General features: G+C 39.5%; 15 protein-coding genes. 2 read left to right on the forward strand and 13 right to left on the reverse strand.

From position 1 onward, the window contains the following. Positions 1 to 7: 7 nt before the first annotated feature. The 13 genes from E6139_RS01275 to E6139_RS01335 form a co-directional block, all read right to left on the reverse strand. Positions 8 to 466 (reverse strand): serine acetyltransferase, encoded by a 459-nt coding sequence (locus E6139_RS01275; RefSeq protein WP_316401226.1) that lies wholly within the window; start codon positions 464 to 466, stop codon positions 8 to 10. Continuing rightward, a complete protein-coding gene (locus tag E6139_RS01280; RefSeq protein ID WP_316401227.1) occupies positions 438 to 1,817 on the reverse strand; it encodes an O-antigen polymerase in 1,380 nt (459 codons plus the stop codon). The genes E6139_RS01275 and E6139_RS01280 overlap by 29 nt, the downstream gene beginning before the upstream one ends. Beyond that, positions 1,804 to 3,012: a glycosyltransferase gene (locus tag E6139_RS01285; protein WP_316401228.1), complete on the reverse strand. Its 1,209-nt coding sequence runs from the start codon at positions 3,010 to 3,012 to the stop codon at positions 1,804 to 1,806. The genes E6139_RS01280 and E6139_RS01285 overlap by 14 nt, the downstream gene beginning before the upstream one ends. After that, a complete protein-coding gene (locus E6139_RS01290; RefSeq protein ID WP_316401229.1) occupies positions 3,005 to 3,889 on the reverse strand; it encodes a glycosyltransferase family 2 protein in 885 nt (294 codons plus the stop codon). Before E6139_RS01290 ends, E6139_RS01285 begins: the two co-directional genes overlap by 8 nt. A gap of 33 nt (positions 3,890 to 3,922) precedes the next feature. Next, on the reverse strand, positions 3,923 to 4,612 hold the full coding sequence (locus tag E6139_RS01295; RefSeq protein ID WP_316401230.1) for a sugar transferase: 690 nt from the start codon (positions 4,610 to 4,612) through the stop codon (positions 3,923 to 3,925). Positions 4,613 to 4,679: 67 nt separating this feature from the next. Further along, the gene (locus E6139_RS01300; RefSeq protein ID WP_316401231.1) at positions 4,680 to 5,423 is read right to left on the reverse strand and encodes a tyrosine-protein phosphatase; all 744 of its coding nucleotides are present in this window, start codon (positions 5,421 to 5,423) and stop codon (positions 4,680 to 4,682) included. A gap of 7 nt (positions 5,424 to 5,430) precedes the next feature. Beyond that, positions 5,431 to 6,189 (reverse strand): CpsD/CapB family tyrosine-protein kinase, encoded by a 759-nt coding sequence (locus tag E6139_RS01305; RefSeq protein WP_316401232.1) that lies wholly within the window; start codon positions 6,187 to 6,189, stop codon positions 5,431 to 5,433. A gap of 14 nt (positions 6,190 to 6,203) precedes the next feature. Continuing rightward, the gene (locus E6139_RS01310; protein ID WP_316401233.1) at positions 6,204 to 6,998 is read right to left on the reverse strand and encodes a YveK family protein; all 795 of its coding nucleotides are present in this window, start codon (positions 6,996 to 6,998) and stop codon (positions 6,204 to 6,206) included. 16 nt (positions 6,999 to 7,014) lie between these two features. After that, the gene (locus E6139_RS01315) at positions 7,015 to 7,860 is read right to left on the reverse strand and encodes a hypothetical protein (RefSeq protein WP_316401234.1); all 846 of its coding nucleotides are present in this window, start codon (positions 7,858 to 7,860) and stop codon (positions 7,015 to 7,017) included. 15 nt (positions 7,861 to 7,875) lie between these two features. Next, positions 7,876 to 8,523: a class D sortase gene (locus E6139_RS01320; protein WP_316401300.1), complete on the reverse strand. Its 648-nt coding sequence runs from the start codon at positions 8,521 to 8,523 to the stop codon at positions 7,876 to 7,878. A 28-nt stretch (positions 8,524 to 8,551) separates the two neighbouring features. Then, complete coding sequence (locus tag E6139_RS01325; protein ID WP_316401235.1) at positions 8,552 to 9,154, reverse strand: hypothetical protein; 603 nt, start codon at positions 9,152 to 9,154, stop codon at positions 8,552 to 8,554. 879 nt (positions 9,155 to 10,033) lie between these two features. Continuing rightward, entirely contained in the window at positions 10,034 to 19,114 is a 9,081-nt protein-coding gene (locus E6139_RS01330) for a SpaA isopeptide-forming pilin-related protein (protein WP_316401236.1), read from the reverse strand. A gap of 192 nt (positions 19,115 to 19,306) precedes the next feature. Continuing rightward, positions 19,307 to 19,615, reverse strand: coding sequence for a hypothetical protein (locus E6139_RS01335; protein WP_316401237.1), 309 nt, complete (start codon positions 19,613 to 19,615; stop codon positions 19,307 to 19,309). Positions 19,616 to 20,550: 935 nt separating this feature from the next. Here E6139_RS01335 and ahpC point away from each other — a divergent pair. Together ahpC and ahpF are read left to right on the forward strand one after the other, a co-directional pair. Further along, complete coding sequence (gene ahpC, locus E6139_RS01340) at positions 20,551 to 21,114, forward strand: alkyl hydroperoxide reductase subunit C (RefSeq protein WP_216407792.1); 564 nt, start codon at positions 20,551 to 20,553, stop codon at positions 21,112 to 21,114. A gap of 5 nt (positions 21,115 to 21,119) precedes the next feature. Further along, the gene (gene ahpF, locus E6139_RS01345) at positions 21,120 to 22,652 is read left to right on the forward strand and encodes an alkyl hydroperoxide reductase subunit F (RefSeq protein WP_316401238.1); all 1,533 of its coding nucleotides are present in this window, start codon (positions 21,120 to 21,122) and stop codon (positions 22,650 to 22,652) included. The last annotated feature ends 34 nt before the right edge of the window (positions 22,653 to 22,686 follow it).

Here is a 22,686-nt window from a genome sequence, read left to right on the forward strand (position 1 = left end):
ACCCAATCTATTTGTCTATTATCAATTTTTTTGCGGGATTTCCAGCTACTATATCTCCTGGCTCAACATCCTTATTAACAAAACTGTTAGCACCGATGATGGATCCTTTTCCAATTTTCACCGGACCAGCAATGACTGAGTTCGCATAAATAATTACGTTATCTTCTATCACTGGATAGCCATCCTTTTTGGACTTTGAGTTATTTGCTTTTCCGATAGTGACATTTTGATAAATCAACACATTCTTACCAATCTTCACTTTATCCCCAATAACGATGCCCGTTGGATGAACAAACTTTACATTTTTTCCAATAGATGAACCATTTCCTATTAAAACACCATATTTTCGAAACATACTTTTAATGAGGAACAATTTCAAAAAATTAGGTATATCCTTGTTATATAGCTTGAATCTAATCACAAAACCTAACTGAGGATCAAATAAAATCTTTTTTAGAATCCTCACTGATTGGAGCCTCCCTTCTTGTTCTATTTGGACAGAAATAGAACGCTACACACCAAAACATAATATTTACCATGAGTAGCATCTGAGATTCAGGTAAAAACATTTCTAACATCGGAAGAATAATTAATCCATACAGTCCTAATGAAAATAAATCATTACGTTTAATGGCCCATGAGTATAATTGGTTTACAACTATTCCGGTTATTAAACCAGAAAAAATTACACCTAACATGCCGAATTGAAGATATGCCCAGCCAAAAGCCCCTACTGGTCTACCGACATCGCCGGCAAAATATACTAAGTTGCTCACTATTTCTCCAGAATGTACACTTGGCTTAGATAACCAAAGACTCCTCGGAATAAGATACTGTATACCTCTAAAAATGAAATTGTATTTTTGAAATGGTATTTGTCCAGTATCTATTTTTCCGACTAAATCCACCAAATTATCTCCGTAACCAACATATTTTCCTAGAATAACAAATTGAGATAATATTCCATTTTCTACATTTGTAAATGAAAAACTAGCTTGATTAATTGTACGAAGCGTTCCAATTATCGAGACAATAAATACTACAATAAAGCCACCCAAAATTAACCACTTTTTTTCTATTTTCTTTTCTCTGAAATTCCAGAAGACCAATAAGGGTATAAAAGCAGCCTTAAAAGCCATTGAACGCCTTCCAGTCAAAATCATTAAGCAAAAAATTATTACACTTGAAATTATACTCATGTTTTTTTTCCCATCAGCCAACAAAACTACTGGTATTAGTCCAATTATATATGCAAAGGCTAAAAGAAATCCCTTTCCTTCCGCTAGTCTTCCATCGCCAACTAAAGGAGCATTAATTAGACTTGTAATATTACTGATACCTTCAAAAATGTTGGAAAAAACATATATAGAGAATATGAGTAAAGGAATTAATAGATAAATGTATTTTTTTTTATTCTCAAAAGGAATAAAAAATTTTTCCCTCTTAAGACTATTCTTTTTTAATTTCAAAATTAAAAAATATCCGACAGTAAAACAAAGAAACCAAACTACAAGAAGAATCATCGCTTTTTGATAAATATTGTTATTCCAGATTAGTTTTGTATTTCTTAAATTTAAAGAAGCTGAAATTACATCCCAACTCCCTAAAAAATAATAAACTAAAAAAAACATAAATGGATTCACTATGTTAACAGAAAATGTGATGCATGAAACAAAAAAAACAATCAATAGCAGTATAAGTGATAGACTGACAACACTTAATGAATCATTTTGATTGATATTAAGCATGAAAAGAAATAGAATCATTGAAGATAAAATTACTAAAAAAAGCTTTTTTGATTCTTTAATGTTTATCAAGTGTATTTCCCCTTAAAGCAGCAAGTTTTTTGAGACTGGAATAAAAGTCATTTCTCTTCAAAGAAAGGTTCTCTGCTGAATATTTTTTAGAAATATTGAAATTTCTTTCCCTAACTCTTTCAATTTCATTTTTCGAATCTATAAGTGATTTAATTTTCAACATATATGATTTTGGATTAAAATCATTTATCAAATATTTTTCTTCAACCAATTCAGGTATACCATCTACACTACTAGCAACAACTGGGAGACTACAAGCCATAGCTTCAATAATGACTCTTGGCAATCCTTCCGAATGAGAAGGTAATAGAAATATATCAGACTCGATAAGTCTATTTCGAATTTCCATTTTATTACTGATATTCCCATGAAATATTACTTTATCTGAGATATGGAAATTTCTAGCCATTGATTCAAAGGTTTTTCGTTCTTTTCCATCACCCACTAAACTAAGCTGAACGTCGTACCCTTCTTCAATCAAGAGCTTCGTAGCCTCAATAGCAATATCTTGGCCTTTTCTAAAATAATCCATGAAGCCAACATGAACAAGCTTTATCGGCGAATCGAACTTTTTTTGAGGAGAATAACTGTAGAAAGAATCTTTTAAGTCTATACTAGAATAATTTGTTGTAAAGTATTCATTTGTTTTCCCGAACCTAATAGCTTTACAAGGATATTTATTTTGAAGTTGTTTTTCTGTAACATATGAAACTCCGTTTGCTTTTAAAACTAATTTTTTTGCTTCCTTATTTATAGTATTGTTTAATCTCTTATAGATAAAATTTTTTCCCTCAAAAAATTTATCGGCTCCCATCATAAATTCGGCTCCAAATACCTTATTGGAGGGAATAAATCTGTAAAGCAACAGGGATAACGGTGAGGGAGATCTCAAAATAACAACATCACAGAAATTAAGTTGTTGCTTAAATTTTGTGATTATTTTTCCAGACAGCATTCCCATTTCTTTTGGTCCATGAAAATCTGGCATTGCACTAAATGAAACTCTTTTTGTAGATATTTTTTTGCTTTCTTTCACATTGGCTGTTGCAGTACTTATTCTTGCAAATATCCTGACCTCGTCAAATACCTGTAAATACCTATTTAAGTATTCATCATCTATTATTCGTTTTGCCCAGTAATTTCCAGATGAATCTATAATAAAATGTTCCTCCAAGACTAATAATAACCTAGACATTTGCTTTACCTCTCATAAATCCTAATTTAAATCCGAAAAACTTTGCAGCATTTCTTAATAAAGATTCAGGAATTTTGTAGACCTTTTTTTCTGAAATAAGATACTTAATTTCCCCAATAGCTAACCTAATTCCCTCAGAATTGGTTTTCCCGTATCGATTAATAATCTCATTATTCATTTTATGAAATTGTCCAATTACTTTGTAACGAGAAAATTCTTCTAATAAAGTATAATTGTGTGTATGAAAAACTCTGGATTCTGCACAATAGCCAACACCATAGCCTCTCTGAATAAATTTATCAGCTATTATCATATCTTCACCAAAAACTGCCTCTTCTCCAAAAAAACCAACTTTTTTGGCAAGTTTTAAATTATATACGGCAAAAGCGTCAGAATTGAAAATTGTTTTTATTCCTAAATTTTCTACATCTTTTTTTGTCTTAATTGAACTAACTGATCCATAATTAAAACTTCTTGCAAAATATTCATTAATACTACCTTTCTCTAGATCAATCTCTTGTTTACCATATACAACACCACAATTAGAATTTTTTATTATATATTTGAGAAGTAATTCGATTGCATGGTTCTGCAAATATACATCTTGAGTCATAAATATTAAATAATCAAAACCATTTTCGTACATTTCTTGTGCAATTTTACTCCGAGTTGCAGAATGTGAAAAGCTTTTCTTCGAAACTTTAATTACCTCAAAATCCAAAGATTCTGCAATTTTCACTGTCAAATCGTTTGACTCAGAATCATAAACCCTAACTAAATTTAGTCGCGAACTTTGATCATATATTTTTTTTGCAACTTCCTCAAATTCTTTTCCAGCATTACAAGTAGGTATGACAAGAGCTGTCTTATTTGTCATTTTAGAAATTTTCTCCTCGTGTTGAATAGTTCATTAGTAAGCCCCATCCTTTTTTAAAACTTTAACCGCTGTTAAAAATAATACTTTCAAATCAAAAGAAAGACTCTGTTTGTTTAAGTAGCTAGTTTCTAAATAGACACGTTCAGGATATCCTACACTACTTCTTCCTGATACTTGCCAGACGCCCGTAAGTCCAGGCTTCATACTTAAAAATGCCTTGACTTCGTTTTCTTTCTTGTATTCTTCCAATTCATCTAACACAATTGGCCGAGGTCCTACAAGACTCATTTCTCCAATTAATACATTCAAAAATTGAGGAAGCTCGTCTATGCTATATTTTCGAATAAAACACCCTAATTTGGTGATTCTAGGATCTTCTTGAACTTCAAGTTTATAACCATTGCTTACGTATTTTTTATACAAATATTGATCATTTTTTAATATATCATCTGCGTTTGTTTTCATTGAGCGAAATTTAAATATTTCAAAAATCTCTCCATTTTTTCCCAATCTTTGTTGTTTAAACAATACACTTCCTTTATTTTCGCCAAAATGGTAAGGAATAAACAAGATGATATAAGTAATTATGAAAAAAAAGAGACCTATCATGCTACCAACAATGTCAATCCCACGTTTGACAACTTCATAATATCTTTTCCTTCTACTAGACGTAGCTATCTCCATTGTATTAAAACTAGAAATTCTATCTTCATTATCAACCATGGCTTTTCCCCCTAAAACAATTATCTTTTTTTAAATAAGTTTATTCTTCATTTTTTTGAAGCATAGTTCATTTTATTGCCTGATAATTCGGTCTGACTACTGAATCCCCATTCACTAAGTCTTTAGCCATCTGCTCCATTGCTTGAACCATTTCTATGCCACCGATTTTTCGAATCTCTGCATAGGCTTCTTTCATCAAGAAGGTGCGGTGTCGAAGATTATGGGCATCTGACGCGACCATATACAGCATATTATGTTCCAACATTTGTCTCGCTGTATTCTGAATTTCATTGCCGAATACCCCCACGATACTTGGTGCGGTCAATTGTGTTAATGTTCCCATCTCTAGAAATGAAACCAATCGATTTGGTTCTTCCCGAAAAACTGCATTTCTTTCTGGATGAACAATGACTGGTACCTGACCACGATTAAGCAAGTGATAGAATACCTGCTCAGCATAGATAGGTATTTCATTTGTCGGAAACTCAATCAATAGATAGGTATTATCCAAATCAGTAAATAGAATTTCGTCTCTTTGAATTGCCGTTAAGAGAAGCTCTGTTAATCGGACTTCCTGTCCTTCTAGTAAGGTTAAGTCTAATCCGCGCTGATCCAATTCTTTTTGTAAAGCAGCAACATCGCGGATGATTTTATCTGCCGGATTATTGTACTTGCCATTATTATGATGCGGCGTACACATTAAATGAGTGATGCCTTGACTGATCGCTTTTCGCGCCATTTCCAGACTATCCTCTAATGTCTGTGCGCCATCATCGACACCGGGTAAGATATGACTATGTAGATCAATCATTTAGTACTCACTTACTTCCTTCCGTCCCATAATAGTAATAAGAGTCTTCCCCTTGCTTTTTACCGTTATAGACGACTCCGATGATTTTTGCTTGAACCATATCTAAGAGCTTCTTAGCCTCTAAAATTGCTTGTTTGTTCGTCTTACGTTCACGAACAACCAGAATCGTACCATCGACATAAGAGGACATGATTTGCGCGTCGGTCACGGTTACCACCGGCGGCATATCGAAGATCACTAAATCGAAGGACTCACTCAAAGTGTCCACTAACTCCTGCATCCGTCTTGAACCTAATAGTTCAGAAGGATTCGGCGGTGTTGGTCCACTTGGCATCAAATAAAGATTTTCGATATCAGTCTCAATGAGACGACTGCCAATCTGGGTATTGCCTTGCGTCATGTAGACATTTTCAACATCCGTTTCAGTTAAGAAACTAGCAGCTGCGTTTCCTTCGGTTAAGTAGTTGCTCAACCCATTTACATTTGGAACCTTGAAGCTTAACGCTATATTTGGTTTTCGCAAATCGGCATCGACTAAAACAACGCGACTGCCAGCATTGGCAAACACAACTGCTAGATTCGATGCAGTAGTTGTCTTTCCCTCTCCAGGTCCTGATGAGGTTACAACAATTGACTTAATTTTCTTATCTGCGGAAGAAAACTCGATATTGGTACGAATCTTCCGATATTGCTCTGCTGCGGTTGAAAAAGGATTGATCGCGGTGATCAAATCAACCGGTGTGATTGCTTGTTTCTTTTTCGCCATCTAATCTGTTCCCCTTACACACGTTTTCGATTACGAGTCGGCACGGTACGTGTTCCTCGTGTCTCTTTAGAATTTTCTTGTGGAGTAGGCGTTGCTGGAGCTTTACGATTTTCATATAATTCCTTTTTGCTGATCTCAGATACCTGTCCAAGGATCGGTAATTCTAAGGCCTCAACAACAAATCGTTCATCCTTAACTGTTTTATCTAGTAATTCCACTAAGAATGCTAATCCCACCCCTAACATCAAACCTACCACTGCACCAATTAACAAGTTCAACTTATTATTTGGAAAAACTGCCTTAGATGGTACGACACCTTTTGAAGTGATTGTCACTTTATTAACCGCTAAAACATCCTCAGCCTTCTCTTGGAAGGTTGTAGCTGTAACATTCGCGATCGTTGCTGCTTTACGTGGTTCAGGAGAAGTCGCGACGATTTGGAACATTTGCGAATTCTGTGCCTGCTCTACTTCGATCATGCTTTTTAGTTCAGCATTGCTATAGCTGAATTGGTATTCGCTTTGCAGCTCTTTTTGAACCGCGTCAATAACGATATCCCCCTTGATCATATCTTTGTACGTATTGATCAATAAGACATTCCCATTGATATCATTCTGCAGATTGGTATTTTGTCCCTCTGCTTGATTGTTTTGTACGATCAGCTGCGCGGCTGAATCGTATTTTGGTGTAATCAAGAAGAAGGTGACTACTGCCGCAAGTCCGATCCCAGCGATGGTCGTCATCAGGATCAATAATGCTTTCTTTTTTAAAACGTGAAACAGTTCTTCTAAGCTGATTGTTTCTTCCATGCTTTTTTCCCTTCACTTAACGAACGTTATGTATTTTTTTCGAGCGCATCCTCTCACTGAGCAGCACTAAGAGTAGTGCGAACACAGTCAACGCTAATCCTACAAAGACAAAGCTTAAATCGAAAGCCGTGATATAGCTGGTCACGAAGCGATACAGCCCTTCTGACATGATTCCTAGACGATTGATCACACCGCTGAAATAGATCAGCGCTGGTAGAACCACCATCATCAGTCCGGCACCTAGAAAAGTCACGCTGCTCCAGCGAACCTTCTGATGCTTCATCTTGACCATCAGCAGCAAGCTAACGAATACCAAGATGAAGGCGACATTGGCAATCACTAAAATCATCGTCAACGCGGATTGGAATGCCATCACTTTTTTGCCGTAACTCAATAAATAGGGAATCTCGATATAGTTGGAATAATTCTTCACCGCGGAATTCGCTAAATTATCCAAGTTTTTTTGAGTCGCTTCATCAATCGCGATGCCTTTTTGCTGGGCATATTGATTGACGTTCTTTAAAATATTGCCTTTGATTTCGTCTCCCCCTTGGATCTTGAAGGGGAAATCTTGATAAATGCTTCGGATATAATTATCAACATTTGTAGAGACTGTCTTTTCAGGAACGACATCTGCTAAGACCTCCGGCGGAATATTACTGCCCCGCCCTAAGTCTTGGATGCTTTGGGTCATGTCTTTACGGATCGTCTCGACGTATTCGGTCTCATGTACCTGCTTGATCATGAAATCTTCGTTGAATAAGGTCATTCGAATACAGACCAACGCCAATGTGGCAAAGAGGAGTAAAGACCCGATGAATGCTAAGATCCATCGTGGAATATTTTTTGTCGCTTGCTTCATGTATCGTCTTTCCTCCTACTCGTTTCCATTGATGATTGGTCCCGAAACAAATTCTCCGATGGCGAATAATCGTTCATCGGTCAACCCTAGACTATCTAACGGATAGCAGGTGTAAAGAATGATGCGTCGGTCGTTACGTTGATAGATCATATCATCGATTTCTTTATCTTTTTTATTTTTAACGTCTAATTGAGTGATGCGGTATGTGTAATTGCCGTAAGTCGTCTGGATCTCGATCGTATCCCCGACCTGCGCGGCGCCTAGCTTGCCAAAATCATCGACATTGTGTCCACCGATCAGTGACGTGCCCAGCTCGCCGGGATACACCGATCCCATGAACTGTCCCGCCCCTTGACGTAAAATTTCTTCAGTATCTCCAAAATATAAAGGAACATCCAGTTGTACTTTTTCTATCTTCACCTTGCCGAAAAGTTCTCCCCCCACCGGATAATTGACTTTACTCGATGGAAGCTCATTTTTCTCATTCGTTGCGATCTTTGTATTGTCCACAGCCTCAAATGTCTGTTCCGTCGCCTCAAAGTCGGGAGTATCTGTTAGTAAAAATAGTTGAATAGAAGAAGTTACAAATTGGATCACAGGTCGTCCTATGACATACATCAGAGAATAGCCGATAACAAGAAAGATGATCGGAGCGATCAAAATCGCCCCAACCCTCTTCAGCCTAGAAGCCTTACGCAAGTTTCTTACGTCCCACTACAAATGCACCTGCTGCAACTAGTAGTAGACTTGCGAAAGAAATTGCACTAGACAAATATGTCATGCCTGTTTGTTTTACTGCACCACCTGATGTGTAAACAGTACTGCTGGCTGGTTTCGTTGAACCTGACGCAGTTGAACCTGAACTTGGCTGAGTAATAGAATAGCCTCCAGGGTAGAAGGTGATTGTCAGCCCTAGGATATTCGCCGCTTCGGTGATGATATCCTTCAATTGGTTCTTGGTGCTCAATGGCAAGGCTTTAATTAACGCTTCAATAGAAGTGATGTTTGAAACATCAAGACCTGAAGATTCAACTAAAGAACGAGCTTTCTGAATTTGTGCAACCACACCGTTCACTTTATCTGCAGAAACATCGTTTTGTTTCAAGAAGTTTTCTGCTTGTGCACGTTCTGATGCGCCAATATTGAAAGTCTTTCCGCCTACAGTTACGCCTTTATCCAACTCCGACAAAATTCTTTGTTCATCAGCAGTAATGGCACCGTCCGCATGAGCGCTAGGCCCAACAAACAAAACCACCGCGATGAGTGCAATTAACCCACTTACAATTTTCTTCATCTACATACCTCCCTTACTTAGTATTTATGTTACCTATGTCACAATTCAGCAGAAAAAGATACAAAATTTCTGCTGAATTTAGTATACTTTTTATTTCAAAAAAAAACAATGAAATTCACACTTTAATTTTTTATCAAAATATAAGAATATTAAAACGAAGTAATTAAGATAATAATTATACATTATTTTGACCTTATTAACTATAAAACCAATTTTTTTATAAATTCAAAATATTATGGAATTAATTGTTATTACCAGTTAAATTACTGGTACTTAAACAAAGTGTCTTCATTTCCAATAAATCAGTGGTCGATTTTTCGAACTCTTTCTGATAATATAAAAAATTTAGGCAAGCCAATTGCATGAAAAAGAGTTTGTTTCTGCAATTCTCTATAAAATAACAAGTTTTTATATTGTCTATAGTTTTCTCAAAACACATTTTTTTGAAGATTTTCCATGTAATTTAAAAAGTATCATTTGGGAATATTTTTCTTTGGTGTTTGCGCTATCAATTACGAATTTTTTCTAAGCGTTTTCGCTGTTTTATTTATTTCTTAAGAATTTAGAATAACGCATAACATCGGCGAAATACAGTCCTAAAACGAAATAATAAAATCTTTTTTTTTAATTATTTTAATCTGAACAGGTTTTCTTTTTAATTCTCCGCATTTTATAAAGATGAATTCAAAAATAAGGGGGAATTATTTCTTTATTTTCATTCTTATTTAGGTTTCATTCCTCATTTTCTTGATATTTTGACCAAAAATAAATAGGTACATGACGTTAATTTAGCGTCATGTACCTATTTACTAGTGATTCTTTTTTATTTTTGTTCGCCATAGAAAGGCTAACATTTATTGAAAATGTCTTTTCATCGCTTTATTTTCTCTTGCGAATATAAATGACTCCTACCACAATCAAAATGATGATCGCCCCGATGATTAGCAGGCTGATGTTCTTATCTTCACCAGTTTTAGGGTAAAATCCTTGGTCTGGTGTGTTCGGTCTGCTTGGTCTATTCGGTTGATTTGGAATCATTTTGTTTTCTGCTCTTACTTCAACCGTTACTGGTTTTCCACTATGCGCCGCTGAGATCGTAAACTCGATCAGCTTATCGGACAATTGATAATCTTCGGGCGCCTTCGTTTCCTTAAAGTAGTACTTGCCAGGCGCGAGATCATCTGCCTTGAGCTTCCCATCTCTATCTGTCTTCAGATTCTCACGAAGAACTTTTTGATCGCTATCCAGCAGCTGGAACTCAGCGTTCGCTAAACGATTATTGGCGTTGTCTGCATCCACCTTGGTTAATTCAACAGAGCCTTGATAGTTGATAAAGCCATCACTAGCAGTAACCACTTTGGGCTCACCCTTTGTTTCATTGTTTATTTCAAACTTCACTGGCTCTGTATTAATGATATAGCCTGCTGGTGCTTTCGTTTCAATGAATTGATACTTGCCTGGTGCTAACTGATCGACAGTGATCTCACCTTTGGCATTAGTCTTCAAGTCTTTTTGGACTTCTTTGCCTTTATCCGTCTGCAATGCAAAGACTGCATCGGCTAGCACTTTGCCATCTTCGTTGGTTTTGATCAACTTGGCTGAGCCTTGGTAGTTGATAAAGTCTTTGCCTTTATTGGCTTTAATCTGCTTTGGTTCGCCCTTTGCACCGGCAGGTATCTCGAATGGTACTGGATCTGTGTTGATGATATACCCTTTAGGCGCTTTGACTTCCACAAAGGTATATTTGCCGGGTGCTAATTCGTTAGCTAAAACTTTACCATTCTCATCACTGATGATGGAATCGATAGCTGTATCGCCAGATTCTTTCAGCACTTTAAACTCTGCATTTTCCAATGGATCACTATTCGCATCGGCTTTCGTCAAAATGGCTGAGCCTTTGTAGTCAATAAAATCATCGCCATTCAATGCTTCTACTACCGCTGGTTTATCGGCAACTTCGGTCGGAATAGTAAATGGAATCTCTGTATCATTGATCAGATAGCCTTCTGGTGCTTCGGTCTCCACAAATTTGTACTTACCAGGTGCTAAATCCGTCGCTGTGACGAAACCATCTTCATCAGAATAGATCGCGTTGCCAACGACTTTATTGTCTGCATTCCTTACTTCAAATTCTGCGTGTGCTAACGGCTTATTCGCTGCATCCGTTTTGCGGAAGTGAGCGGAGCCTTGATAATTCACAAAATTCTCGCTGGCGATCACTACGGCTGGTTCGCCGGCGGCTTCTGCATCAATCGTAAATGGTATAGGTATCGTATTGATCAGGTAACCCGCTGGCGCTTTGGTTTCGACGAATTGATAATCGCCGGGTTCGAGATCTTTTGCGGTTACTTCTCCATTTTCGTTGGAATTCAAGTTCTCTTGAACAGTATCGCCAGCTTTGGTTTGAACCTCGAAGACGGCATCGGCTAGTAGCTTGCCTGATTCTGCTTGCTTAGTCAGCTTGGCGGTTCCTTGATAGTTCTCAAAATCGCCTAAATCAAGTGTGACTGGTTTGCCTTTTTGCGGATAGATCGTAAACTTACGCTCGGTCGTATCCAAAATATAGCCATCTGGTGCTTTGGTTTCCTTCAAGACATAGTCACCGGCGCTAAGTCCTTTGGCAAAGAATTCGCCATCTTTATTTGTCTTGATCGTTATTTGTTTATTACCACCTGCATCTGTTGTCTCGATTGGATTATCAAGATCATCGGATTTGTAGAGCTGATATTCGGCTTCGGCTAGTTGTTTATCGCCGCTGACTTTTCTTCCTTTAATAGAAGCTTGGTAGTTATTCAAGTCTAAAGTGATTCCGTAAGCCTGTTGATTATTTACCACAAAGTACACTGGCTGACTGCTAAGCACGTAATTTGGCGCGGTCTGGGTTTCAACTAATTTGTAGCTGCCATCCTCTAATGCTAGATTACTAACATCGATCGTGCCATCACTCTCTGGTTTCAGGTCGTCTTTAACTAATTCTCCATCCGCTGAGCCATCATCGAAATACAACGCGAAGGCTACTTGTGACAAGTCTAAGTCGCCATCTGTTTCACCGTCGTTCTTCTTCAGATCGATTTCTTTTCGGCTGTTTTGGAAGTTTCCACCGTCAACAACGTATTCCCCGTCTTCGATTTTATTCGTATGATTTTGCTCATCGGTTATTGGCATCGTTGCTGGTACACGGTCTGGAACAACAAAAGTCAACGGGAAGGTATTTAATAAATACCCACTTGGTGCTGCTGTTTCCTTCACATAATACGTGCCCGGTGCCAGATCCTTGAACTCAGCAATCCCTTTTGCGTTGGATTTCACTTTCGCAGGATCAGTATCACTGAAATCAGGTTTCGTATAGAGTGTAAATTCTGCGTTAGCAAGATCCACAATCTTCGAATCATCAGTTATATCGTTGCCGACCTTATGCAGACGGATCGTGCCGCGATAGTTGGCGACGTCATTGTTGATTTTGACGATTGCTGGTGCGCCCTTGCTTTCGGCTGGAATCTCAAAAGCTAAGTCTTCACTGGTCATGATGTATCTGCCAGCATTTCCCTTAGCCGGTGCTTCGGTTTCCACGAAACGATAGCTGCCGGGTGCTAAACCTGTTACCTTAACCAAACCGTCTTCATCAGAAGTCGCTGTTTTTCCAGCTACATCTTTACCTTCTGCATCAATGACCTTGAACTTCGCGCCTTGCAGCGCATCACCGTTGCCATCGGTCTTCGTCAACTGAGCGGCACCTTGATAGTTGATGAAGTGATCTTGAACTGTCACTACTGCTGGCTGTCCGTTTGCGTTTTTCGCTACCGTTACTGGAACAGTCGTAGTATTCAACAGATAACCGGCTGGTGCTGCGACTTCCTTAAAGGTGTAATCGCCAGGTGCCAGATTATTGAAGGTGACTTCACCTTGACTATTCGAAGTTACTGTTCCGACAGGCTGTTCTTCGCTATCCAATAATTGGAACTTCGCTCCGGTTAATGGTTTATCGCTGGCATCGGTCTTGATCAACTTCACCGAGCCTTGATAATCCTTGAAGGCTTCATTGACCTTAACAACTTGCGGCTGTCCTTCGGCTGAAGTTGGAATCGTAACGCTAATCGTTTGATCATTGATCAAATAGCCGGTTGGCGCTTTGGTTTCCTTGAGTGTATAGTCGCCAGGTACTAATTTATTAATGGTCACCTTGCCGTCAGGTCCAGAAATTCCGGTCCCAGCAGCTTTGTTGTCACTATCATAAATCGTGAACTCCGCATTTCGTAGTGGCTGACCATCCTTATCGACCTTCGTCAATTCGACCGCACCTAGATAGTTTCGCAGTGTCAGTTTGCCGCCGGGTGCTGTTTGGTCATTAGTAGTGACCACGGCTGGTTTGCCGGCTGCACTGTTTGGAATCGTGAACTTGATTTTTTGACTATTCACTAGGTACTTGCTGCTGTTTGACACTTCTTGGAAATAGTATTTACCGGGGGCTAAGCCTTCAATCGTTACATTTCCATCATCATCTGATTTAATGCTGTCTGCTGTTACTTTGACTGGCTGAGCAGCATCGGTATAGACATCGAAGGTCGCGCCGCTTAGTTTGCTGAAGCCATCATCGGAAGTATTCTCCGCTTCCTTGTATAGTTGTGCTGATCCTTGGTAATTGACATTGGCATCGCCGGTAATCGGGATCTCAAGGATCACTGGTTCACTCTCTGCTTGGCTTTTCACGACAAACGGAATTTCCTTGGTATTCAATAGATAGCCGTTTGGCGCTGTCTGTTCCACAAATTTGTAGCTGCCTGGAGATAATTCAAAGCCGCGCACACTACCGTCTAGCGGATCGGAGGTGAATAAGCCATCGCCGCCAGCTCCTTTGTTTTCATCAGTGATTGCCTGCCATTGTCCATTGCGCTGCATCAATAACTGATATTTTGCTCCGCCTAAGCCATGTCCATTGGCATCAACTTTTTGGAATTGTACCCCTTCTTTGTAGTTTTTGAACGGGGTCTTTTCGTCCACTACCAGCTTCTGACCTTCATTGTCAATCGTGATCGCATCATCACCTTGATTATTGGTGACTGGCGTGGTGAAGCGGATCATTTGCTGGTTAATCAGATAGTCATCTGGTGCTTGGGTTTCTTTGATAGCGTAGGTCGTGCCTGGCGCTAAATTCTTAAAGGTAAAGTAGCCATCTGTTCCCGAAGCCACGGTATTACCGATCGGTGTCTCTCCATCTGCTGTATACAATTGGAAACGTGCCCCTGCTAATGGTGTCTCTGTTCCGGCGGCAAAATCACGTCCATCAACTTTCTTAAAGCGGGCAGTGCCTTGGTAATCAATCAATGCCTCGCCATTATTCAGTTGAATTGTTGTTGGTGCTTGATTTCCATTCGATACTGGATCGATAGCAAATGTAAATTCCCTACTATTTAAATAGTAATCCTCTGGCGCTTTACTTTCCTTCAATTTGTACTTACCTGGTGCCAAGTTGTTCAGGTTCAATTGACCGTTGCTGTTGGTGACATACTTGCTTTGATCACCATAATCGCTATAGTCATCTGTATTCAGCTCTGCCCGTTGCAGATTGAATTGTGCTCCAGCCAGATTTTTCCCAGCTTCATCGGTCTTCTTCAAGACAGCTGAACCTTGGAAGTCCTTCATCTCTAAGACACCATCAGGAACCACTTGATCATTCACAAAGACGTTTCTAGTATTGTCATCATTTTTCTTGATTTCAAAATCGATCGTTGTTTGATTAATCTGATAACCGTCTGGGCTCATTACCTCTTGGATACGATATTGCCCGTCACTCAAACCTGAGAGATCGAAGCCTTCCTTAGTTGGAACTATGGACTTCAAATATGAATAATTGGGGGAAGCTACTGTTCCGGTATTTTGATAAAGAGTAAACAGTCCTCCGGCAATTAATTGTCCATTAACGTCGGTCTTGTTGAAATGTATCTGAACTGATTCATTTTTAATTTGTGTAATACCTACATCTTTTCTAGTGTTCACGGCCACTCTTTTTCCATCGAGCAGCTCTTTGGGAATCGTGTAGCCGTCTGGGGCTTCGATTTCTTTGACATAATACTCATAGGTCGAGCTTGTTCCGATCAGATTTCCGAAGGTAACTAGTCCTTGATTATCTGTCGTCACCTCATAAAGAACATCCGTCTTGTTGGTCTTCGTATTTTTCCGTAGCAACTGTAGGACGGCGCCTGACACAATCCCGCCATTTCCGTTCACTTTTTGAACAATAATCTTTCCTTTTGTTCCATAGGCCGTCCCACTGGAATCTTGGATCGTTACCGTGACATTTTTTTGAGTATCTTTTCCTGGAAGCTCTCTTCCTTCACTAGAAATCGAGGCTTTATTTGTGACTGTTTCTGTTTTAGAAGCAAAGTTTGGTTCTGTATCATAAACCAGAATATACGGTTTCTCAATGATCCCCGTTAAGTATCCATCGGGATTGTTTGGATCGGTTTTTTCTTGGATTTTTGACATATCGACCGTAAAGCTTTGCTGACCAGTTGCCGGATCTGTTGTTACCTCCACTTTGTATTGATCTGCCGGGACAAGCTGATCCGGTTGAACAGTTGTGGAGCTACCAGATCCAGAATATTTTCCGGTGTACAATTTAAAGCTTTCCTGCAGGATTTGATTGGCGCTTGGCGTATCCTGAATCTTTACATTAGATAGTAGGGACTGGTTTGGATTTATGTCCAATTGCCAATTGATCAACCCTGTCTGCGTGTTATAATTTCCTGTTTTGATGGCCGATTGCCCGCCAAACGCTATCGAAACAGACGCGGATAATCGTTGTTCTTCACCTTCAACCGTCGTAATTGCCGTATTTCTGTAGGTCGATTGATTGTAGACAATTTTTCCTTGCAGAGAGGTTTTGAATTGAATCCGGAAAACCATAGGCGCCCCTGTGACATTCCATCCGGGGATGTAATTATTATCCGAACCAAAGTCAATTTCTAACGTTCCTTGATCGTTTTCACCAGTCGGCTTTGGATTTGTTATTCCTAAATAGGACTGTCCGACCTGATTCCCACCGTAAGTATTTCCGGTAGCCGCTTGGAAATCCCCACTATCATTAATTCTCCCCCGCGTAATATTCAAGGAATCGGGTTCATAAACCTGATTTCCAGTGATTGGATCTCTAAGATTAAATACAGAGACACCTAAATTGTTGTAGTTTGTCAGGATTGTCCACGTGATTTCCTTAGTTTTTGGATTGTAGCTTCCTGACTTCACCCCTTGATTGGCTTCTTTGGAGCTTGTCTTAAAATCGGCTGAACTAGATGAATCATAGGATGTTCCATCATTTGAAAATTGCGCAACCATCGTATTGCCATAATCGAGCGCCGCATTTGGATTTTCTACCCCTTGATTAAATTGGTTATACGCAATATAGTAATCCATCTTAAACTGGTGATCTGTCTTGGCATAGGTATTCTGGAATTTCACAGTGAAATTCTGATAGCCCACTTGATCGGCCGTTAGGTTTACCGAAACGAGATAATCCGCGGCTGCTGTATCTCCGACTGTCTCTAAAACCTTTCCATCCGCATCTAATATTTGGAGGGCACCCTTCAACTTTTTGTGATTATCTGTAACATCTTGAATAGTGACTCCAGCATCCTCAGGGTTATCAGATTGCTTAACTTTTGATGGAAGACTAACATAGCCCTTTTCCGAATTTTTCATCGTATCTGTAAATAGTGCATTGGTCATTTCATACTTATTCTTATTGATATCAATCGAATAATGAGCTGTTTTGGTTCCAACATCAACAGTTGGCTGATGCTTAATGATTACCTGTTGATTTGGATGTTCTGTTATTTGACCCGTTTTCGGTATATGAGGTGTTTCTGTTTGGTTCGTAATTTCCTGCGGGTTGCTTGTTGACACAATCTTGTTTACTTTTGTCTTATACTCAATGTTGATGGCTCTTCCAGCCTGTACATTATTCTTAAAGGTAATCGTAAATGGGTTTGTTGATGTATCGATTGTATAATCTGAAGAATCGAGTGATGCACCGTTTACAGGATTCCCATTTTTGTCAAAATTCACTGTATAGACCTTGAAACTATCAGATACGACATCCATATTTGGTGAATACGTATCAGAAAGGATCGTATCATTTGCTAGTTCTTTCTGCCCATAGTTGTAGCGAATCAACCAACTATATTCCTGACCGATATTGTCATATTTGGTCTGTTCCTTCTCCAACGCTTTTTTATAGTTCAATTGCACAGTAGCGGCAGCTTCTAAATTAGTTGTTCCGGTGGTCAAATTAACCTTGTTGCTTATTGGAACCGTCCCACCGTTTTGAGGCTTAGCCGAATCCTTGATCGTGGTTGAATAGACGACTCGATAAGGACGGTTGACTTCGGTCTTGAATTGGATCGAGCCATCATCTGCCACAGTATACAAACTTGGATCTAAAGGAATCTGGCCTGTTCCTGTAACTTCTCCATTAAAATCAACGTCTAATGGATAAATGGATACAGCTCCCGTTTCTGATTTATTGAAGGTTACCTGTTCTGGAAAATGCTCCGTTAATAATGGTGTCCCTAATTCAGAGAAATCTTTATTAAAATCAACGTTCCAAGTGACCTTATTGGGATTGTATGAAGCATCTGTTTTTCCTGCTTTACTAATAGATGTTCCACCAACAGGTTTGATCGTAATTGTTAAAGGCGGAATATTTGTTTTACTTGGATAGACAATCGTCGAAGGCCCTGGTTGAGTGATCGTTTTCGTGTCAAACTTTACATTCGCCGTAACAGACCCACTTTCTGGTGGTAAAAATTCTTCTCCCTCTTGCTGAGTAAAAGTGATTCGTAGTTTTTGTGTTGTCGCATCAAAAACATAGGTTCCGTAAATCATTCCCTCATCATCAGTCAAATTCCCATGTGGCGATGGTTGTACAATCGCTAACCCTTGAGGAAAGTCCATTTCGTAATAATCCCCCGACACCAATTCTGTCCGAACGGCATCTGGAATCGTAAAATCCAAATTGAAGTCGACTAACGAATTAATGGTTGGCGGATTCGGATCAAATTTCAAATCAATGCCTTTTACAAAGTTGTCCCCGGGCGCATATTGGGCGAATAAATCATCGATTGGACCGGCTGCTCTAGGCTGCTCAGGTTCTTCAGCTTGCGGTTTGATCGCAACTTTCTTCTTATCAGTATCTTTGCTCTTTGTGCTCTCAGTCGGTTCTTTCGAGCTTGTTGTTGTTTCTGAGGTGCTTTCTTTCGTCGAATCTTTAGTAGAATCTTCGCTTTCTGTCGAGCTGGCTTCTGAAGTAGTGGTTGTCTCGCCTGCTGCTGTACTTGAGCTTTCACTGGATTCTTTGATCTCCGGTAAAGCCAGTTGGAATATCTCTTGATCGTCTTGATAGAAATCAACGGTTTTATCCGGTCCGCGAGTAATCGTACCTAACAGGATGAGTTTGAAACGATTCTCTCCCTTTGTAAGCTTGTTAAAATTCAGCGTGTACTTCGCGCGAGCCCCCGTTGTATCAACACTGTATTTACCGATCTCTTCTTTTTCTTCATTTAAAATGATCTTTTCTTCAGCTTTGCTTTTGTCTAACGTAAAATTTTTCGTCATTTCAAAGCTGATTGGTTGTTTGTTTTCAGCAGAACTATTGATCTTTCCCGTGAGTTCTAACTCAAATTGATCATTCATTGTATTTTTGTCAATAAATTCACTAACTTTCTCAAACTCAATCGAATTCTTGATCTCGACAGGCTTCTCCGTACTCTCTGTTTTCTCTGGTATCGGTGCGGATTCTGATGGTACAGCTGTCTGTGGATCACTGGATAACGAATTAATCGTTGACATTTCATTGGTAGCAGTGCCTGAGGAAGCCGCTGTCGTTTCAACGGCTGTTGCAATAATCGGTGACGCAAAACTCCCAAATAGGCTGAGCAACATGACGGTACTTACCCATTTTTTCATACTATCCCTACTTTACAAATTTTTTTAATCATCTACTGCGGATATTTAATAAAACTAGATGAAATTTATCCATATTATCCTATGATTGTTTTTTCTTTACAAATAATAACCCCTAGAATTTACAATAAAGTGGGGGAAATTATAAATGAGTTAGATTCCTTAAAATCAGACCATTATTATCGCGCTTTCTTACTAAAATTTTCTTGGTTTTAGCAAAAAAAACTGCTGAGGAAATTCCTCAACAGTTTTACAAATCTGAACTTGCTCCGCCATAGTTGTCTCTGTAACCACTTGATCTGCCCTTGTTACACAGATCTCGATGATGATAGCAAACGGAATATTGCTGCATCTCTTTCTTCTTTTTGCTAAATAGCCCATTAATGTCAAGGTTCCAAAAGCATAGTAAAAATGATAATATAGCGGTTTTTTCTTCAGCCGCTTATAGCGCTTCACAATTTTTTCTCTAGCCTCTAGCACTTCCGGTTCTTTGCTGTGGATCATTTTTCTGACCGAATTACGCTGGAACCTTGGATCAGCTTTCTTCAGGTCCTTCTTTAGTTCCGCCGCAAACTGTCGGCGGACTTTCCAGTAAAATATAGAGTTTTCTCACTGTTCCTTCTAAAATGACGTAAATTCCCACCAGAATAAACTCTGTCGGCAATACATAGGTTCGAATAACATCCCAAGCGCTCTTACAAGCAAAGTATTTCGCGAAAACTCCCTACTCAAAATCCTTGATAGTCTTTCTTCCTATTAGTATCTGATTAATATTACTTGCTACGATATTGACCCCAGCATCATAATTTTCCTCACGAAAATAAGCTTTGACCTCTTCTATCATGAAGTTCATTGCCAAGGCAGCGGGGATGTCTCACATCCGCTTTTCTTCCAAGATACTATTACTATTACCAACCTGAACTTGCGCCACCGCCCCCAGAGCTGCCTCCACCAAATGAGCCTCCTCCAGAACTGCCACCTGAGCTGCCTCCTGAACTACCACCACTAGACCCGCCACCGCGGAAATTAGAATCTGACGTATTTTCCCAAAGTTCATGATAATAAAGAAAAAAAGTCAGAAGAAAATGTATTCTACATTTTCTTCTGACTACTTTGTTATTGAACTTTATCAGTGGCTCCTCATTTTTTCACCACTTTTCTGTACAACTTATTATGACGATTTAGATTAATGAATTCAATCGTTGAATCAAATTTTTCTCCTATTACTTATGAAAAACGCCTCAGTAAAAACCAAATTTCAAATAAAATTTCGTCTTTTTGGAGAAATAATCGCAAAAATCTACAAAAAAGTCATTTACAATGGAATGTATTTTTGTTTATAATTATTTTAAATAAGAGAGGGTCGTTTTACGTTTTTCTTGATCTACTCTTATCAATTAAGAGAATATTTTCTCACTATTAAACAGGAGGGTACATTCATGTCATTAATCGGGAAACAAGTTGAAGCGTTTCAAGCACAAGCCTATCGTCAAGGAAAATTTATCGAGGTTTCTGAAGAAGTATTGCAAGGCAAATGGTCCGTTGTTTGTTTCTATCCAGCAGATTTTACCTTTGTTTGTCCAACGGAATTGGAAGATTTACAGGATCAATATGAAAAACTACAAGAATTAGGTGTAGAAGTCTATTCTTGCTCAACCGATACTCATTTCACTCACAAAGCATGGCACGACACATCTGATGCGATCGGCAAGATCAACTACACGATGATCGGTGACCCATCTCATCATATCTCACGCATTTTTGATGTCTTAGACGAAGAAGCTGGTTTGGCTCAGCGTGGAACCTTCATCATTGATCCAGACGGTATTGTTCAAGCGATGGAAATCAACGCAGATGGTATCGGCCGTGATGCAAGCAGCCTGATCGATAAGATTCGTGCAGCGCAATATGTCCGCACACATCCAGGTGAAGTTTGTCCAGCGAAATGGAAAGAAGACGGCGAAACGTTGAAACCAAGCTTTGACTTAGTCGGGAAGATTTAGTGCCTATGTTAGATAATGAGACAAAAGAACAACTTAAACAATATTTAGCTCTATTGGAGTCGAAGATCGTCTTTTCCGCAAGTTTAGATGAATCCGAAGACTCAAAAAAAGTGGAAGATTTCTTAACGGAAGTCGCAGCGATGGATGACAAGATTTTGATTGAGACTAAGAACTTGAAGCGGACACCCAGCTTTGAGATCAATCAAGTTGGTGCGGACGCTAGTGGCATCATCTTCGCAGGGCTGCCAATGGGGCATGAATTTACCTCATTTATCTTAGCCTTATTACAGGTTGCTGGTCGTGCACCAAAGGTTAATGACGCGGTGATCCAACAGATCCAAGCAATTGATCGCACATTGTCCTTTGAGACCTATGTCAGCTTGACCTGTCACAATTGTCCAGATGTCGTGCAAGCCTTGAATATTATGGCTGTGTTGAATCCGAAGATTTCCCATACCATGATCGAAGGCGGCATGTATCAAGCAGAAGTCGATGAAAAAGAAGTCATGGCCGTACCAACCGTCTTCTTGAATGACGAAGAATTCGACAGTGGCCGCATGACGATCGAACAAATCATTGAAAAAGTCAGTGGTCCGCTAAGTGCCGATGAATTCGCCGACAAAGAAACCTTTGACGTACTAGTAATCGGCGGCGGTCCTGCGGGTGCCAGCTCAGCCATCTATGCAGCTCGCAAAGGAATCAAGACCGGAATGGTCGTGGAAACCTTCGGCGGACAGGTTCTAGAAACGCTGGGAATTGAAAATGTGATTGGTACCCCTTATGTGGAAGGTCCGCAATTGATGCGGCAAGTGGAAGAACACGTGAAGCAATATGACGTGGATATCATGAAGGGGCAACGCGCCAAATCGATCAAGAAAAATGACTTGATCGAAGTTGAGCTGGAAAACGGTGCGCAATTAACCGCCAAAACAGCGATCCTTTCTACTGGCGCTCGTTGGCGTGCCATCAATGTTCCTGGTGAGAAAGAATTCAAAAATAAAGGCATCGCCTACTGTCCGCATTGTGACGGCCCATTGTTCAAGGATAAAGAAGTTGTCGTCATCGGCGGCGGAAACTCAGGGATCGAAGCAGCGATTGATTTAGCTGGGTTAGCCAAACATATTTATGTATTGGAATTCTTACCAGAATTAAAGGCCGATCAAATCCTACAAGAAAAGCTTTATTCATTGTCCAACGTCACTGTGATCACGGATGCGGCAACAAAAGAGATCACTGGTTCTTCGCATGTCGAAGCACTGACTTATGTAGATCGTGTAACGAACGAAGAACACACATTGAATGTCGAAGGCGTCTTCATCCTGATCGGTTTGATGCCGAATACAGAATGGTTGTCCGATACCCTTGCTTTAAGTGATCGCGGCGAGATCCTTGTAGACAAACACGGTGCAACGAATGTCGAAGGAATCTTCGCAGCAGGCGATTGTACCGACAGTGCCTATAAGCAGATCATTATCTCTATGGGTTCTGGGGCAACTGCTGCGCTTGGCGCCTTTGATCATTTGATTCGTCAAACCTAACTAGAAATCCCCATCCTGTTCCTACCAACATGAG

The sequence above is a fragment of the Enterococcus sp. genome (assembly GCF_032555305.1).
Taxonomy (GTDB): Bacteria; Bacillota; Bacilli; order Lactobacillales; family Enterococcaceae; genus Enterococcus_A.